General features: G+C 73.5%; 13 protein-coding genes and 1 pseudogene. 6 read left to right on the top strand and 8 right to left on the bottom strand.

Features of this window, described 5'->3' with window-relative positions; translation table 11 throughout:
* Positions 1–84 precede the first annotated feature (84 nt).
* Positions 85–948, bottom strand: coding sequence for a helix-turn-helix transcriptional regulator (locus tag ABD335_RS06620; protein ID WP_344321153.1), 864 nt, complete (start codon positions 946–948; stop codon positions 85–87).
* Positions 949–1,087: 139 nt separating this feature from the next.
* Here ABD335_RS06620 and ABD335_RS06615 point away from each other — a divergent pair, with 139 nt between their 5' ends.
* On the top strand, positions 1,088–2,695 hold the full coding sequence (locus ABD335_RS06615; protein WP_425583558.1) for an AMP-binding protein: 1,608 nt from the start codon (positions 1,088–1,090) through the stop codon (positions 2,693–2,695).
* Positions 2,696–2,720: 25 nt separating this feature from the next.
* On the opposite strand, the gene ABD335_RS06610 is transcribed toward ABD335_RS06615, so the two are convergent.
* Entirely contained in the window at positions 2,721–2,987 is a 267-nt protein-coding gene (locus ABD335_RS06610) for a DUF4190 domain-containing protein (protein ID WP_344321152.1), read from the bottom strand.
* Positions 2,988–3,312: 325 nt separating this feature from the next.
* On the opposite strand from ABD335_RS06610, the gene ABD335_RS06605 reads away from it, so the two are divergent.
* From ABD335_RS06605 to ABD335_RS06595, 3 genes are all read left to right on the top strand, one after another.
* Complete coding sequence (locus ABD335_RS06605) at positions 3,313–3,960, top strand: TetR family transcriptional regulator (protein ID WP_344321151.1); 648 nt, start codon at positions 3,313–3,315, stop codon at positions 3,958–3,960.
* 222 nt (positions 3,961–4,182) lie between these two features.
* Complete coding sequence (locus tag ABD335_RS06600; protein ID WP_344321150.1) at positions 4,183–6,201, top strand: flavin monoamine oxidase family protein; 2,019 nt, start codon at positions 4,183–4,185, stop codon at positions 6,199–6,201.
* A 262-nt stretch (positions 6,202–6,463) separates the two neighbouring features.
* Positions 6,464–7,288, top strand: a complete 825-nt coding sequence (locus tag ABD335_RS06595) for a class I SAM-dependent methyltransferase (protein ID WP_344321234.1) — start codon at positions 6,464–6,466, stop codon at positions 7,286–7,288.
* Between the two features lie 33 nt (positions 7,289–7,321).
* Here ABD335_RS06595 and ABD335_RS06590 read toward each other — a convergent pair whose 3' ends face one another.
* Positions 7,322–8,272 carry an alpha/beta hydrolase gene (locus ABD335_RS06590; RefSeq protein ID WP_344321149.1) on the bottom strand — a complete coding sequence of 317 codons (951 nt, stop codon included), beginning with the start codon at positions 8,270–8,272 and terminating at the stop codon, positions 7,322–7,324.
* 322 nt (positions 8,273–8,594) lie between these two features.
* On the opposite strand from ABD335_RS06590, the gene ABD335_RS06585 reads away from it, so the two are divergent.
* Complete coding sequence (locus ABD335_RS06585) at positions 8,595–9,911, top strand: MDR family MFS transporter (RefSeq protein WP_344321148.1); 1,317 nt, start codon at positions 8,595–8,597, stop codon at positions 9,909–9,911.
* Between the two features lie 71 nt (positions 9,912–9,982).
* Here ABD335_RS06585 and ABD335_RS06580 read toward each other — a convergent pair whose 3' ends face one another.
* Complete coding sequence (locus ABD335_RS06580) at positions 9,983–10,642, bottom strand: NADPH-dependent F420 reductase (protein WP_344321147.1); 660 nt, start codon at positions 10,640–10,642, stop codon at positions 9,983–9,985.
* 273 nt (positions 10,643–10,915) lie between these two features.
* Between ABD335_RS06580 and ABD335_RS06575 the strand changes: the two genes are divergently transcribed.
* Positions 10,916–13,732: a SpoIIE family protein phosphatase gene (locus tag ABD335_RS06575; RefSeq protein WP_344321146.1), complete on the top strand. Its 2,817-nt coding sequence runs from the start codon at positions 10,916–10,918 to the stop codon at positions 13,730–13,732.
* Between the two features lie 39 nt (positions 13,733–13,771).
* Here the strand turns inward: ABD335_RS06575 and ABD335_RS06570 are convergent, their stop codons facing one another.
* From ABD335_RS06570 to ABD335_RS06555, 4 genes and pseudogenes are all read right to left on the bottom strand, one after another.
* Positions 13,772–13,939, bottom strand: a complete 168-nt coding sequence (locus tag ABD335_RS06570; RefSeq protein ID WP_344321145.1) for a hypothetical protein — start codon at positions 13,937–13,939, stop codon at positions 13,772–13,774.
* Positions 13,936–14,640, bottom strand: a complete 705-nt coding sequence (locus ABD335_RS06565; RefSeq protein WP_344321144.1) for a cyclase family protein — start codon at positions 14,638–14,640, stop codon at positions 13,936–13,938. Before ABD335_RS06565 ends, ABD335_RS06570 begins: the two co-directional genes overlap by 4 nt.
* A 7-nt stretch (positions 14,641–14,647) precedes the next feature.
* Positions 14,648–16,192 (bottom strand): purine-cytosine permease family protein, encoded by a 1,545-nt coding sequence (locus ABD335_RS06560; protein ID WP_344321143.1) that lies wholly within the window; start codon positions 16,190–16,192, stop codon positions 14,648–14,650.
* Positions 16,185–16,294 (bottom strand): annotated as a pseudogene (locus tag ABD335_RS06555) (agmatinase); the annotation flags it as partial. The gene ABD335_RS06560 and the pseudogene ABD335_RS06555, both read right to left, overlap by 8 nt.

The following is a 16,294-nucleotide window of genomic DNA, read 5'->3' as shown; positions in this document are numbered from 1 at the left end:
TGGGACTCCGTCACCGCCGCGGCGCCCGTCGCACGCCGCCCGCGACCGGCTCGGAACGGGTCCGGCCCGTCGCGCCGGACGCGCTCAGGGCAGAAGACCGCGCCGGCGGGCGGCCACCACGGCCTCGAAGCGGTTGTGGACGTCGAGCTTGCGCATGGCGTTGCGCAGGTGGGCCTTGACGGACTCGGGCCGCAGGGACAGCCGCCTGGCGACCTCCGCGTTGCCGCACCCCAGCGCCACCTGCGCGAGGACGTCGACCTCCCGCGGCGACAGCGGCGAGGCGGCGGGCGGACGCGCCTCGGTGCCGAGACGGGCCAGGCGGCGGGACGCCTCCAGGAGCCGGTCGCGCAGGGCGTCGTCCTGCACGGCCTTGGCGATGACGCGGAGCTCCGCGTGGACCGCGCGGAGCTCCTCGGTGGCGGCCCGGTCCCCGGTGAAGCCCCTGTCGGCCTCCACGGCGTTCAGGATCCGCAGCCGCCGGTCGACCTCGTCCCGTACGGCGATCTCGCCGGCCAGGTGCCGCGAGGCGTCGACCATCGTGTCGACCGCCCGGTCCCCCAGCGGCGCCGGGCCGCGCGAGGCGCCGTAGAGGACTCCCCGCACCGTGCCCGACACCACGACCGGCACGGCGGTGATCGCCCGGATGCCCTCGGCGGCCACCACGGCGTCGTAATCGTGCGTGATGGTGTCGGCCGCCCGGTAGTCGGCCACGGTGGCGGGCCGCCGCATGGCCAGGGCCCGTCCTCCCAGTCCGGTGCCGGAGAAGACGTCGAGCCCGTGCATCCCCGCCGTCCGGGTGCCGATGAACTGCGACAACGTCAGGACCCCGTCGTTCACCCGGCCGGCGAAGACGACGGGCAGACCGGTCCGCCGCCGGGTCAGCCGCAGGGCGCCGCGGAAGGCGTCCCCGTCATCGGGACGCGCCGGCGCGTCCGGAACGACATGCATGTGCCCCTACCTCTTTCGGGGGTGGTCGGCCATCCGTGTGACGCGGATCATAAGTCGCCGTAACCCCGCCGTAAACGCCAGGAGGTACATCGTGCCGTCACCACGGACTGCGCCGAGCTACGCGTCAGGGGCCTGTGACGTGCCTCTGCTGGGGGAGACGATCGGCGAGAACCTCGACAGGACGGTGCTGGCCTTCCCCGACCGGGACGCGTTGGTGGACCGGGCCACCGGCCGTCGCTGGAGCTACGCCGCGTTCGCCGCGGACGTCGACGCGCTCGCGCTCGGCCTGCTGGGCCTGGGCATCGCCAAGGGCGACCGGGTGGGAATCTGGGCCCCCAACCGCGCGGAGTGGACGCTGACCCAGTACGCCACCGCCAAGATCGGGGCCGTCCTGGTCAACGTCAACCCGGCCTACCGCGTCCACGAGCTGGAGTACGTGCTGAACCAGTCCGGGATCCGGCTGCTCGTCGCCGCGGAGAAGTTCAAGACCTCCGACTACGCGGGCATGATCGACGACGTGCGGCCGCGCTGCCCGGCGTTGGAGCGTGTGGTGCTGCTCGACGGTCCGGACTGGGACTCCCTGCTGGAGGAGGGGCGCCGGGCCGACCCGGCGGCGCTGGCCGAGCGCGGCGCCACGCTGAGCCCGGACGACCCGATCAACATCCAGTACACCTCGGGGACGACCGGCTTCCCCAAGGGGGCGACGCTGTCGCACCACAACATCCTCAACAACGGCTACTTCGTCGGCGAGCTGTGCCACTACACCGAGAGGGACCGCGTCTGCATCCCGGTGCCCTTCTACCACTGCTTCGGCATGGTGATGGGGAACCTGGCGTGCACCAGCCACGGCGCGGCCATGGTGATCCCGGGTCCCGCGTTCGACCCCGGGGCCACGCTGGCGGCCGTCGCGGAGGAGTCGTGCACCTCCCTCTACGGCGTACCGACCATGTTCATCGCGGAGTTGGCCCATCCCGACTTCGACTCCTACGACCTCTCCAGCCTGCGCACGGGGATCATGGCGGGCTCCCCCTGCCCGGCCGAGGTGATGAAGCAGGTCATCGGGCGCATGGGCATGGCGGAGGTCTCCATCTGCTACGGGATGACGGAGACCTCCCCGGTGTCGACCCAGACGCGCGCGGACGATCCGGTGGAGCGTCGCGTGTCGACCGTCGGCCGGGTCGGTCCGCACCTGGAGGTCAAGGTGGTGGACCCGCGGACGGGTCTGACCGTGCCGCGCGGCGAGCCCGGGGAGTTGTGCACCCGCGGCTACTCGGTCATGCTCGGCTACTGGGAGGAGCCGGAGAAGACGGCCGAGGCGATCGACGCCGCCCGGTGGATGCACACCGGCGACCTGGCGGTCATGGACGACGAGGGGTACGTCTCCATCACCGGCCGGATCAAGGACATGGTCATCCGCGGCGGGGAGAACGTGTACCCGCGGGAGATCGAGGAGTTCCTCCACACCCACCCCGACATCCTCGACGTCCAGGTCATCGGGGTGCCCGATCCGAAGTACGGCGAGGAGTTGATGGCCTGGGTGCGGATGCGGGACGGCGCCGAGCCGCTCACCGCGGAGGCCCTGCGGGAGTTCTGCGACGGCAGGCTCGCCCACTTCAAGATCCCCCGCTACGTGCACGTCGTGGACGCCTTCCCCATGACCGTCACGGGGAAGGTCCGCAAGGTCGAGATGCGGGAGATGGCGGCCCGGATGCTGAACGCGTCCCCCTCGGACGCCCCTGACGCCTGACGGTCCCGGACGGGCCGAGGAGGCCTCAGAAGGACCAGGACACCGTGTTGTCGAGGTCCACCAGCACGCCCAGGACCACCAGGTCGCAGACGCCGAGGAGGAGTCCGAGGACGGCACGGCCCCTGCGGGCCGTGCCGTACCGCAGGGCGAGGAGGGCCAGCACCATCGCGACGGGCCCGAGGAGGAGGTTCATCACCAGCAGGCCGACCAGCCCGAGCACGAAGGAGGCCACGGCCATGTCGTCCGGGTCCCGGGAGGTCGTGTACCTGCGGCTGTGGGCGGTGGATGCCATGTCTCACACTCCTTCCGGACGGTTCCGCCTCCGCCGTCCGCGTCGCTCGCGGACGGCGAAGGCGAGGAGCCACCCGGCGATCACCGCGCCGGCCACGAGGCTGACCGGGACCGGCAGGTGCGCGACCGAGCCGAGCAGGACCCCGAGGAGCAGAAGCGCTGCGACGAGGAAGAACACGATCTGCCTTTCGTGTAGCGGACCCACCGTCCGGGCGCCGTGACGGCGCCGAGGGGTTTCGGCATTCAGTGTACGAGTGTTCACTGAACGATGGGTTCAAACCCGCCTACGGCGCGACTCCGCCGGGCCTCGTTGTTTACTGAACGACATGAGCCACACCGTCCCGTCGGCCGGAATCCGTCGAGCGCGGAAGCAGCGGACCCGCCGGGCGCTGCTGGACGCCGCCCTGCGGCTGCTGGAGCACCAGAGCCTGAGCGGCCTGGGCCTGCGCGAGGTGACCCGGGCGGTCGGCGTGGCTCCCGCCGCGTTCTACCGGCACTTCGAGAGCACGGCCGAGCTCGGTGTCGCCCTCGTCGAGGAGGCCCTCGACGGCCTGCACGACACGATCGCCGCCATCCTCGCCGACACCCGCGAGAGCCGGGACGGGGAGCGCATCGACCGCACGGTCGACCTGATCGCCCGCCATGTCCGCGACCGTCCCGCCCACATCCGCTTCATCATCCGCGAGCGGCACGGCGGGGTGCGGCCGGTGCGCGAGGCGATCGGTGCCCAACTGCGCCGCTTCGCCGAGGAGGTGGCCGTCGAGTGCGCCCGACACCCCGACACCCGGGGGTGGAGCGAGGACGACCTGCGCATGCTCGGCGGCGTCTACGTCGACCAGATGGTGATGACGGCATCCGGCTTCCTGGACGCCGTCGAGGAGGAGGACCCGGAAGCGGCGGCGGAACGGGTGGCGTCCGTCGCCCGCCGCCGGCTGCGGCTGATCAACCTGGGCCGTCGCCACTGGCTGGGCTAGGCCCCGCTCCCGAGAGCCGCGCGGTCACCGCGGAGACGGGCGACCGACCTCGTCCCGGCGGTCCGAAACCCGTTCCCGCCGGGGAACTTCCCCGATCTCCGGGGCGGACGACGCACTGGTGGGGCGCACCCCGGAAACGAGCGCTTACCCGATCGGGCGATTATCGCTCTTGTTCGGATTTTCCCGGGCGTGTCGCCCCGACGCGCCGCTATTCAGGGACGCATGACGAACGATCACGGCCCCGAGGGCCCGTCCGTGTCACTGACCCGTCGTCGGTTCACCACCGCGGCCGGGACGGCGGCGGCCGCCGCCGGACTGTCGGCCACGACCGCCACCGCCCCCGCCTCCGCCGCCGTCTCCGCGGCGTCGGCACCCGCCCGGCCGGCGCGCGCCGGCGCCGACTGGGAGACCTGCCTCACCGTCGCCCGCGCCCTGCTCGTCCTGGACGAGAAGAACCGGCCGCTCGTGCCGCGTTACGCCCGGATCCTGCACGAGACCGGCCTGCCCCGGACGCGGGCCGCGTCCCCGAAGAAGATCCTGGTCGTCGGCGCCGGGCCGGCCGGGCTGGTCGCCGCCTGGCTGCTCAAGGAGGCCGGGCACGAGGTGACGGTGGTGGAGGCGAACGGCAACCGGGCCGGCGGGCGCATCAAGACCTTCCGCACCGGCGGCCACGAGAAGGCCGCACAGCCCTTCGCCGATCCCCGGCAGTACGCGGAGGCCGGGGCGATGCGCATCCCCGGCAGCCATCCGCTGGTGATCGGGCTGATCGACCGGCTCGGGCTGAAGCGCCGCCGCTTCCACTACGTGGACGTCGATCCCGAGGGACGCCCGGCCAACCGCACCTGGATCCACGTCAACGGCATCCGGATGCGCCGGGCGGACTACGCCCGGTCCCCGCGCCGGATCAACCGGTCCTTCGGGGTGCCCGAGGCGTACTGGGACACCCCGGCGTCCGTCATCCTGCGGCAGGCGCTGGACCCGGTGCGCGACGAGTTCAGCACGGTCGGCGAGGACGGCAAGCGGGTCGACAAGCCGCTGCCGGAGCGGGTGGAGGGCTGGGCCCGGGTCCTCCAGCGGTTCGGCGACTGGTCGATGTTCCGCTTCCTGACCGAGCACGCGGGTCTGGACGAGCGGACCGTGGACCTGATCGGCACCCTGGAGAACCTCACCTCCCGGCTCCCGCTCTCCTTCCTCCACAGCTTCGTCGGCTCCTCGCTGATCAGCCCCGACACCGCCTTCTGGGAGCTGGAGGGCGGCACGGCGGTGCTGCCCGACGCGCTGCTGGCGAAGGTGCGCAAGGAGGTCCGCTTCGACCGGCGGGTGACGCGCATCGAGTACGTCCATCCGCAACGGGCCGACGGCGACCTGGAGCACGTCCGCGAGGACGGACCGCGGGTGTGGGTCGACACCGTCTCCGAGGGCCGCGACGGCACGGTGGTGCGCGAGCAGTTCACCGCCGACCACGCCATCGTCACCGTGCCCTTCTCCGGCCTGCGGCACGTGCAGATCGCCCCGCCGCTGTCCTACGGCAAGCGCCGTGCGGTGACCGAGATGCACTACGACAGCGCCACCAAGGTGCTGCTGGAGTTCAGCCGCCGCTGGTGGGAGTTCGACGAGGCCGACTGGCGGCGCGAGCTGGAGAAGGTGCGGCCGGGGCTGTACGACGACTACCGCACGGGCCGGGCGCCGGGGGACGGCAGCCTGCTGGGGGCGCACCCCTCGGTGCCGAAGGGGCACATCTCCCCCGCGCAGCGCGTCCACTACGCGGCCAACCGCTGGAGCGCGCGCGAGCAGCCGGAGGCGGCAGGGGTGATCGGCGGGGGCTCGGTCTCCGACAACCCCAACCGGTTCATGTTCAATCCCTCGCACCGCGTGGAGGGCAGCGAGGGCGGGGTCGTCCTGGCCTCCTACAGCTGGGCCGACGACGCGATGCGGTGGGACTCCCTGGACGACGAGGCCCGGTATCCGCACGCCCTGCGCGGCCTCCAGCAGGTGTACGGGCAGCGCGTGGAGGTCTTCTACACCGGGGCCGGGCGGACCCAGAGCTGGATGCGGGACCCGTACGCCTACGGCGAGGCGTCGGTGCTGCTGCCGGGACAGCACACCGAACTCCTCCCGGTCGTCGGCACGCCCGAGGGCCCCCTGCACTTCGCCGGGGACCACACCTCCGTGAAGCCCGCCTGGATCGAGGGGGCCCTGGAGTCCGCGGTCCGTACGGCGCTGGAGGTGCACCTGGCCTGACGGACGCCGCGGCCGGCGCCCGCGCGCCGTCGCGCCCGCCGGTCCTCCTCCGGGCCGGCGGGCGCGGCGGCGCAACCGGGGCGGGGCTCCCACGGACGCGTCCCGTCGGTGTGAACGGTCCCCCTCGGGGCGGCGCACGCGGTTTGATGGCCGTATGACCGAGACATCCGCACACCCGCCGAGGCCGGAGCCGTTACGGGAAGGCCGGGACGGCCCCGCCGTCCGGCCGAGCGAGCGGGACTTCGACCCGGCCGTCCGGGAGATGTTCCGCGCCAACCAGGCCAATTGGGACGCGCGCACCCCCGTTCACCTCGCCAGCCGGTTCTACGGCGTCGACGGGGTCGAGGACCCCTCCGCCCTGTCCGCCCGCTGGTTCGCCCCCCACGAGTGGGAGGACATCGGGGACCCGGCCGGCCTCGACGTCCTGCACCTCCAGTGCCACCTCGGCACCGAGACCCTCGCCTTCGCCGCGCGCGGGGCGCGGACCACCGGCCTGGACCTGTCGGGCGCCTCCGTCGCCGCGGCCCGGGGCCTGGCCGCCCGCTCGGGGCTGGACGTCGAGTACGTCCAGGGCAACGTCTACGACGCCGTCGAGGTTCTGGGCGGACGCCGGTTCGACCTCGTCCACACCGGCAAGGGCGCCCTGTGCTACCTCCCGGACCTGGACCGGTGGGCGCGGGTCGTCGCCGAACTGCTGCGCCCCGGGGGACGGTTGCACATCGTCGAGTTCCATCCGCTCCTGGTGGCGCTCGGTCCCGTGCCGGCCGAGGGCGAGGGGCCCGAACTGCTGCTCCGCCACGACTATCTGGGCGGGCGCGGCGCCGTCCGCCGTGACGCGACGCGCACCTACACCGACGGGCCGCCCGTCGAGGGCGCCACCGACGCCTACGAGTGGTCGCACGGCCTCGGCGAGGTGGTCGACGCGCTCGTCGGGGCCGGGCTGACGATCGCCCGACTCCGGGAGAGCGACGAGCTGCCGTGGCCGCGCTGGTCGCGGATGGTCCGCACGGAGTCGGGCGGGTGGCGGCTGCCGGACTCCGACCCGCGCGTCCCGCTGCTGTACGCGCTGCTCGCGATGCGTTCCTGAGCCGCCGCCCGGGGTGTCCCTCCCGCGCCCGTCTCAGGCGAGGTGGCCGGCCAGGAAGCCGAGCGCGATGGGCAGGCCGGAGGTCCAGTAGGCCCAGTCGTGGCCGCCCTCCCGGGACATGAAGCGGTGGGGGACGCCCTTGCGGGTCAGGGCGAGGTGGAGGTCGGCGTTGCCCTCGAAGAGGCCGTCGTAGGCGCCGCAGTCCAGGAACCAGGCGGTGCGGGAGAGGACGTCCGCGGGAGTGCGGTCGATGGCGTTCAGGAGGTTCCAGTGGCGGTAGAGGTCGTTCAGTCGTGCCTCGCCCTCCAGGTCCTCGCCCCAGGCGCGGCCGTACCGGTGGTTGTAGGCGTCCATGTCGAGGGCGACGATCTGCTCGTCGGTGCGGAAGCCCGTGCTCAGGGAGAAGGCGGCGGCGAACATGCCGGGGTGGCGCAGCGCGTAGGACAGGGCGCCGAATCCGCCCATCGACAGTCCGCCGACGCAGCGGCGTCCGGATGTGCCGCCGACGCGGTGGCGCCGTTCGACGAAGGGGACGAACTCCTCGACGAACATGTCCGCGTAGCGGTGGGAGCCGTCCGCGTCGTTCATGTGGTAGGTCAGGTACTGGCCTCCGGCGGGCCGGGTCGTGTCGCGCCGGGCGTCGGGCATGACCACCACGGTCGGGGGGATCTCCCGGCGGGCCACGGCCCGGTCCAGGACGGCCTGGGCGTCGCCCTTGCGCAGCCAGGCGGTGTTGTCGTCGCCGCTGCCGTGGTGGAGGTAGAGCACCGGGAGGGTCCGTCCGTCGTCGCGGTGCTCGTCCCCGGTGAAGCCGGGCGGGAGGTAGAGGGAGTAGAGGACGTCCGTGCCCAGGACGGCGCTGGGCATCGAGAGGTTCTCGGCGACCCGGCCGCCTCTCCCGCGGAAGTCCGCCGCCGCCGTTCGCGGGGCGGCTCCCACGGCGGCGAGCGCGGCCGTGGTGGTGAACAGGGTCCGGCGCTTCATGGCTGTTCCTCCGGGTGCGTCAGGGGACGTCCGCGCCGTCGCCGGGCCGGGTGCCCGTCCGTTTCCGACGGTCGGCGGCGCCCTCGTCGTGGTGGGGTCCCAGGGCAGCGTTACCCGATTCGCCTCGTCTCCTCGCCCGCACGGGCGGCATTCGGCCACGGTCCGTACGCGCCGGGCGGGACGGTGCGGGCGGGGTGCGGCTGCCGCGCCGGCCCCGGTGGCGCCCGCGGTCCGGGCCGAGCCGCTCCGTCCCCCTTCGACCACCGTCCGAACCGATCCCGGTGCCATGGAAGACGACCGTGGCCGCCGTCGAGGACCCCACATGACGGACCCGATCTCCCGAGTTCCGGCGCGCCGCCCCGGACCGGCCCCGAAACGGCGGACCGGCCGGCCCCGGCCGCCCCTCTCCCCCCTCCTGCGCCTGCTGATCCTCACTCAACTCGCCTTCAACATCGGGTTCTACGCCGTGCTGCCGTTCCTCGCCGGACACCTCGGCGGCGCGCTGGGCCTGGCGGGCTGGCTGGTCGGACTCGTCCTGGGCCTGCGCACCTTCGGTCAGCAGGGGCTGTTCGTGGTCGGCGGGGCGCTGACCGACCGGTACGGCGTGCGGCCGGTGGTGCTCGCCGGCTGCGCCCTGCGGATCGTCGGTTTCGGCTGGCTCGGACACGCGCAGCGGACCTGGGCCGTCATCGGCGCGGTCCTGCTGATCGGCTTCGCCGCCGCACTGTTCTCGCCGGCGGTGGAGTCGGAGGTCGCCCGGCAGGCGGTCCGCTGGGAGCGGGCGGGCAACGGGTCCCGGACCCGCGTCCTGGCCCTGTTCACCGTCGCGGGCCAGGCCGGGGCCTTCGTCGGCCCGCTGCTCGGCGCCCTCCTCCTCACCGTGGACTTCCGCACCGCGTGCCTCGCCGGCGCCGGGGTCTTCGTCCTCATCCTGGCCGGACACGCGTGGCTGCTGCCGCGGCGCGCCCCCGACCGCGCCCGGGGCGGCGGTCGGGGCGGTGTGCGCACCATGCTGCGCGACCGCCGCTTCCTGGCCCTGTGCTGCGCGTACGGCTCCTATCTGCTGGCGTACAACCAGCTCTACCTGGCCCTTCCGGACGAGGTGGAGCGCGCGACGGGCTCGCAGGCGCCCCTTGCCTGGCTGTTCGCCCTCTCCTCCCTGCTGGTGGTCTCCGCCCAACTGCCGGTCACCCGCCGGGTGGGGGACCGGCTGGCCCCGCGCCGCGCCATGGCCGCCGGACTGCTGCTCGTCGCCGCCGGGTTCGCCGTCGTGGCCGCCGCCCGTCCGGCCGACCCGACGGGGACCGCGGGACTCGTGCCCGCGGCGTGCTTCGTCGTCCTGCTCACCCTCGGCCAGATGCTGATCGTGCCGGCCGCCCGGGCGTGGGTGCCCGACCTCGCCGAGGACGGCCGGCTGGGCCTCTACACCGGGGCGCTCTCGTCGGTCTCCGGCCTGATCGTCCTCGCCGGCAGCGCGGCGACCGGCTCCCTCCTCGACACGGGCCTGCCGCCGGCCGTGCCCTGGCTCGTTCTCGCCGCCGTCCCGGCCGCGTCGGTGCTCCTGCTGCCCCGCGGCGCCACGCCGTCCGACGCGCGGCGGGCGGACCGGCGAGGCGGTCTCCGGCGCCCTCGGCCGTGAGGCGGCGCCCTGGTCGGGCCGCCCTGGTCGGACCGAGGCGCCGGAGACGGGCGGGACGCGCGCGAAGGCGCCTACCCGCGGAACTCCTCGGGCCGCTCGGGGGACGCCTCCGCCAGCGCCTTGGCGACTCCCTCGACACCGGCGCGCAGTCCGTAGACGGGGGTGCCGGGCTGCTGGCGCCAGGAGTCGTCGAGGCCACCCGCGTCCACGGTGTCGAAGCCGAGTTCGTCGACGAGGGCGCGGACGACCTCCTTGGCGGCCTCGTCGTCACCGGCGATCGGCAGGGCGATGCGCTCCGGGTGGCCCTGGGGGCGCGGCCTGTCGAGGATGTCCTGGGCGTACGTGCCGTTGAACGCCTTGACCACCGGATGGCCCAGGTGCCGCTCGGTCCAGCGGCTCTCGGTCAGCCCCTCCTCGATCTCGGCGATTCTTCCGTCGCGCTGCCGGGGGTAGTAGTTGCCGGTGTCGATCACCGCGACGTTCTCGGCCGCCTCCTCGAAGAGGCCGGACGGCAGGTCCGGGACGTTCCCGAGCGGGATGGCGACCACGACGACCTCCGCGCCGCGCGCCGCCTCCTCCACCCGGACCGGCGTGGCACCGGTCTCCTCCGCCAGGGCGGTCAGGGTGTGCGGGCCGCGCGAGTTGGCCACGGAAACCTCGTGTCCGAGGGCGGTGAGCCGTCGGGTGAGGTTGCCGCCGATGTTGCCCGCGCCGATGATGCCGATCTTCATGACGTCTCCCCAGGGGTGCTCTTCTGTGACGCCCGGCACAACCGCGTGGCCGGCGGATCCATTTCCGCTCGGGGCACCGGACCGCCGAATTCGGCCACCGGTCGCGTCGCGGACGTCACACGGTCGGTTCCCGGTCCGTCACCCGGTGTGCGACGGCTCCTCGGCGCCTCTCCGCGTCCGATGCCGGGGGGAGAGCGCCGGGACGGCCGTACGGAACAGCCCCAACAGACACCCAACAGACAAATGTCTGATTTGCTCGTTTAGCATGGCTTTGTGGATTCGCATCGGACGCCCTCGGGGGCCGACCGGAACGAGCGGTCGCCCGATGCCGAGGTGCGCGCGGAGATCCTCGCGTCCTGGCGGCGCTCGCGGCTGTTGGGCATCGACCGCGAGAACACCACGCTGCCGGTCGAGAGCGACCTGGACCCGGACTCACGGCTGCTCAGGGCCGCGGCCCCGGTGCTGGAACACCTGTACGAGCGGTTCTCGGGCATGCCGGTCACCGTGGTGCTGGCCGACGCGCGGGCGCACATCGTGGACCGGCGCGGAGATCCCAAGGGGCTGGACCTGATGGACGCCGCCTCCCTGGTGCCGGGCGCCAACGTCGACGAGCGCTTCATGGGCACCAGCAGCGTCAGCATGGTCCTGAGCACCAGGGCACCGTTCGTCGTCATCGGCCAGGAGCACTTCCTGCACCGTCTCCAGGCGCTGACCTGCATGGCCGCACCCGTGTGCGACCCGATCGGCGGCGCCGTGCAGGGCGCGATCAACCTCTCCGTCCCCCGGGACCAGGCCGACCCGGGCATGGCGCTGGTGCTCCAGGAGGCCGCCGACCGGGTCGGGGAGCGTCTGCTGGAGCTGAGCACGGTCAGGGAACGGGAGCTGATGGCCTCGTTCCTCCGGGACAGGGAGCGCGGCGGGCACGCCCGGCTCGACCTCGGCTCGGGGCAGCCGGTCCACCCCGGCGGGAAGGCGCCTCCGCTCACCCGGCAGGAGCGCCTGACGCTGCTGGAGAACGCCACGGAGCTGATCTCCTCGGGGAACCGGTCGTTCGCCGAGGTGAAGCTGGCGGGCGACCGGACGGCCACCCTCCGTTGCCGGCCGCTGCACCACGGCGACACGGAGGGCGCGGCCGTCGAGGTCAGCTTCGCGCCCATGGACGACACGGCCGTCCCGGCGCCCCCGGCCACGGCGACCGCCCCGAACGGCCGGAGGGTTCCGCTGCTGCGCCCGTCCTCCCCCGCCGAGTCCCCCGCCGAGCGGCCGCGGAAGGCCCGGAGCGGGCCCGTCGAACCGGCCGACCACCCCGACGCCTGGCTGCTGCTGGTGGGCGAACCGAGCGTGGGCCGCCTCGCCGTCGAGGCGCGCAGGCGGCTGTCCCTGCTGAACGACGCCGGCGCGCGCGTCGGCACCACCCTGGACATGCGGCGCACCGCCGAGGAACTGTCCGAGGTCACGGTGCCGTACTTCGCCGACATCGTCGTGGTGGACCTGGTCGAGGGCGTCCTGGCGGGCGAGGAACCCCCGTCGGGGCCGCTCGACATCGGCACGGCGCTGCGCCGGGTGGTCGTCCGGACCGACGGGGACCTCGGAGGGACGCGGACCGACCGGGCGGACGTCCCCCTCGGCTACACGGCCGGCACGCCCCAGGCCCGGGCCATCGCCGGCAGGCGGCCGGTCGCGGACTCGGTGCCGAACACCGCCCCGGCGACGCACTTCTCGAAGGGGGCGCACCCCCTGGACCTGCTCGGCGAGGGCGACCACTCCTACCTGGGGGCCCCGCTGTGCGCCAGGGGGGCGGTCCTGGGCCTGGTCGGGTTCTACCGCCGCGGCAGGACCCGGCCCTACGAGGAGGACGATCTGGTCCTGGCGGACGAACTGGCGACCCGTACCGCGATCAGCCTCGACAACGCCCGCCGCTTCAGCCGGGAGCACGACGCCTCCCTGACCCTGCAACACAGCCTGCTGCCCCGCGACACACCCCGGCTGAACGCCGTCGACCTCGCCTTCCGCTACCGGCCCGCGGACACCCGGGTCGGAGTCGGCGGCGACTGGTTCGACGCGATCCCGCTGTCCGGACTGCGCGTGGCGCTGGTCGTCGGGGACGTGGCGGGCCACGGCCTGCACGCGGCGGCCACCATGGGCCGGCTGCGCACGGCCGTGCGCACCCTGGCCGACCTGGACCTGCCGCCCGAGGAGATACTGGCGCACCTGGACGATCTGGTCAGCCGCACCCCCGACGACCCGGCCATGGCGGCGACCTGTCTGTACGCGGTGTACGACCCGGTGTCCTGCACCTGCACGGCGGCCGCGGCCGGGCATCCGCCGCCCGCGCTGGCGCTGCCGGACGGCACCACCCGGCTGCTCGATCCGCCGACCGGCCCGCCGCTGGGGCTCGGCAGGCTCCAGCCGTACGAGTCCGCCACCGTCGAGCTGCCCAGGGACAGCCTGCTGGCGCTCTACACCGACGGCCTGCTCAAGCAGGGACGCGCCTACGAGACCACCGACACGCGGACGGAGCAGCTGTTGGCCGCCCTGCGCGGCGAGGGCCCGTCCTTGGAGGGGATCTGCGACCGGATCACCGGCACCCTGCTGCTCGGCGACCAGCGCGACGACGTGGCCCTGTTGCTGGCCCGGGTGCACTCGCTGCCCGACGACCAAGTGGCGTCCTGGGAACTCCCCGCCGACCCGGCGATGGTCGCCGAGGCCAGGGCGCTGACGAGCCGGCAGCTCGCCGAGTGGGGCCTGTCGGAGCTGGAGGACAGCACCGGCCTGGTGGTCAGCGAACTGGTCACCAACGCCGTGCGGTACGGCGGCGAGGGTCCGGTGGGACTGCGGCTGCTGCGCGACACGGCACTGATCTGCGAGGTCTCCGACCGCAGCAACTCCTCCCCGCGCATCCGACGCGCCGCGGTGACCGAGGAGGGCGGACGCGGCCTGTTCCTGGTGGCGCAGTTCACCGACAGCTGGGGTGCCCGCTACATGCCGCGGGGCAAGACGGTGTGGGCCGAGCAGTCGCTGCGCGACGGGCACCGGGCGCCGGAGGTGGACGAGCGGACGCTGCTGGCCATGTTCGACGACCTCGACTGATCCCACGACCGGTCCCACCGCCGACGCCGCCGGCCGGCCTCACGCCTCGGCGGCATCGGCCGCATCGGCGGTGGAGGCGAGGCGTTCGGGCGTGGCGGGGAAGACGAACGTCGCGTCGGGCGCGAACGCCGCGCAGTGGTCGTCGAGGCGGCCTTCGCCGAGGGCGGAGACCAGCGCGTCGGCGGCACCGAGGACCTCGTCGGTCATCGGTGGCGCTCCCGTGCCGGGCTTGTCCGGCTTGTCGGGGCGGGTTGGGCGGGGCGACGGCCGACGCGGGCGACGGCCCGCACCGGGGCCCCGTCGGCGGCGGGCAGCCTCAGCGGCAGCAGGGAGACCTCGACCGGCTCCCCCGCCGCCTGCGCGTCGAGCAGCGGGTCGAGGCCGGCGAGGTTCTCGGCGATGACGGCGTGGGCGCCGCACAGGACCCGGTGGGCGGGGAAGTCGTCGCACGGGGTCGGGTCGACGCTGAGCGCGTCGACGCCGACGGTGCGGACCCCGGCGGCGACCAGGAACTCGGCGGCCTCCCGCGTCAGGTACGGGTGGTCCAGGTAGGCGTCCGTGCCCCAGTGCCGCGACCAGCCGGTGGCCACCAGCACGATCGCCCCCGCCCGTGCCCGGCCCTCGAACAGGGCCGGGCCGAGCGGTGAGCGCGGGTCCGCGCCGCGGGCGTCCACCACGACGGCCTCGCCCCAGAACCTCTCCAGGGGCAGCCGGTCCAGGGTCGGCAGCGCGTCGTCGATGTGGAACGGCGCGTCGACGTGGGTGCCGGACTGCGAGCCCATGTCCAGGTGGAGGACGTTCACCCCGTCGTCGGCGACGCGCAGCGCCGGGGCGACCGTGACCCTCGGGTCGCCGGGGTAGACCGGCATCCCGGTGGTGAGGGGCACGGAGAGGTCCACGATGCGCACGGCCGTCTCAGAACCCCTCGGCGACCGTGGCGGCGACGGGCGTGCCGTCCTGGGTGGTGATCGGCCGGACGGGCGCGTCCGAGGCGGGGACCAGGCGCGGCCCCTCGGGGCCGTAGACCTCGCGCGGCTCGGGGAAGATCCACAGCAGCGCCAGGTAGAGGACGGCGGCGACGCCCAGGCCGACCGGGAGCGAGAGGTCGATGCCGCCCGCCAGGTCGCCGAGCGGTCCGACGAACTGCCCCGGCAGGTTGACGAACGTCAGGGCCAGGACGGCGGAGGCGAACCAGGCGCCCATGCCGCGCCAGTTCCAGCCGTGGGCGAACCAGTAGCGGCCGCCGCGCTGGCGCCGGGTGAACACCTGGAGCGCGTCCGGGTCGTACCAGCCGCGCCTGGTCACGAAGCCGAGGATCATGATCACCATCCAGGGCGCGGTGCAGGTGATGATCAGCGTGGCGAAGGTCGAGATGGACTGCGCCAGGTTGGCGGCGAAGCGGCCGACGAAGATGAAGCCGATCGACAGGACGCCGATGAACAGGGTCGCCCGCACCCGGCTGAACCGGGGGAAGACGCTGGAGAAGTCCAGGCCGGTGCCGTAGAGCGAGGTGGTGCCGGTGGACATGCCTCCGATGAGGGCGAGCAGGCACACCGGGAGGAAGTACCAGCCGGGCGAGATCGCCAGCAGGCCGCCCACGTAGTTCGGCGCGTTCGGGTCCATGTACTCCGCCGCCTTCCCCGCGATGATCGAGGCGGTGGCCAGGCCGAAGAAGAACGGCAGGATGGTGGCGATCTGCGAGGCGAACGCCGCCGTCACGACCTTGCGGCGCGGGGTGTCCGCCGGGATGTAGCGGGCCCAGTCGCCGAGGAAGGCGCCGAACGACACCGGGTTGGAGAGCACGATCAGGGCCGCGCCGATGAACGCGGGCCAGAAGCCCGGCGAGGAGACCGACTCGAAGACGCCCTGGTAGCCCGGGTCGAAGTCGCCGGCGAAGGCGAAGAAGCCCAGCACGAACATCGCCGAGGCCGCGATCACCGCGATCTTGTTGACGAAGAGCATGAAGCGGAATCCGTACACGCACACCGTCAGCACCAGCAACGCGAAGATGGCGTACGCGATCGCGAACACCCAGTCATCCTGCGGCACGCCCACCAGTCGGTGCGCGCCGCCGACGAGCGCGTCGCCGGAGGACCACACCGAGATGGAGAAGAACGCGACGGCCGTCAGCAGCGACAGGAAGGATCCGACGATCCGCCCGTGCACGCCCAGGTGCGCCGAGGACGACACCGCGTTGTTGGTGCCGTTGCGCGGGCCGAACACCGCCATCGGCGCCAGGATCAGCGACCCCGCCACCAGGCCGAGCACGGTCGCCGCGAGCCCCTGCCGGAACGACAGTCCGAACAGGATCGGGAAAGCGCCGAGCACGCAGGTGGCGAAGGTGTTGGCACCGCCGAACGCCACACGGAACAGGTCGAAGGGTCTTGCGGTGCGGTCCGCGTCGGGGATGCGTTCGACGCCGTACTGCTCGACCTCGGTCAGGGCTGGGGAGTCACTCATCGTCGTTCTCCTCGAGGGCGAACAGGCTGATCAGGTCGTAGGCGACGTGGGAGGCGGCGACCGAGGTGATCTCGGCGTGGTCGTACGCCGGGGCCACCTCCA

Origin of the sequence: Streptomyces macrosporus (assembly GCF_039533145.1) — a bacterium.
Lineage (GTDB): Bacteria > Actinomycetota > Actinomycetes > Streptomycetales > Streptomycetaceae > Streptomyces > Streptomyces macrosporus.
Note: the sequence above shows the minus strand (reverse complement) of the source record. Positions and strands in the feature narration are given on the sequence as shown.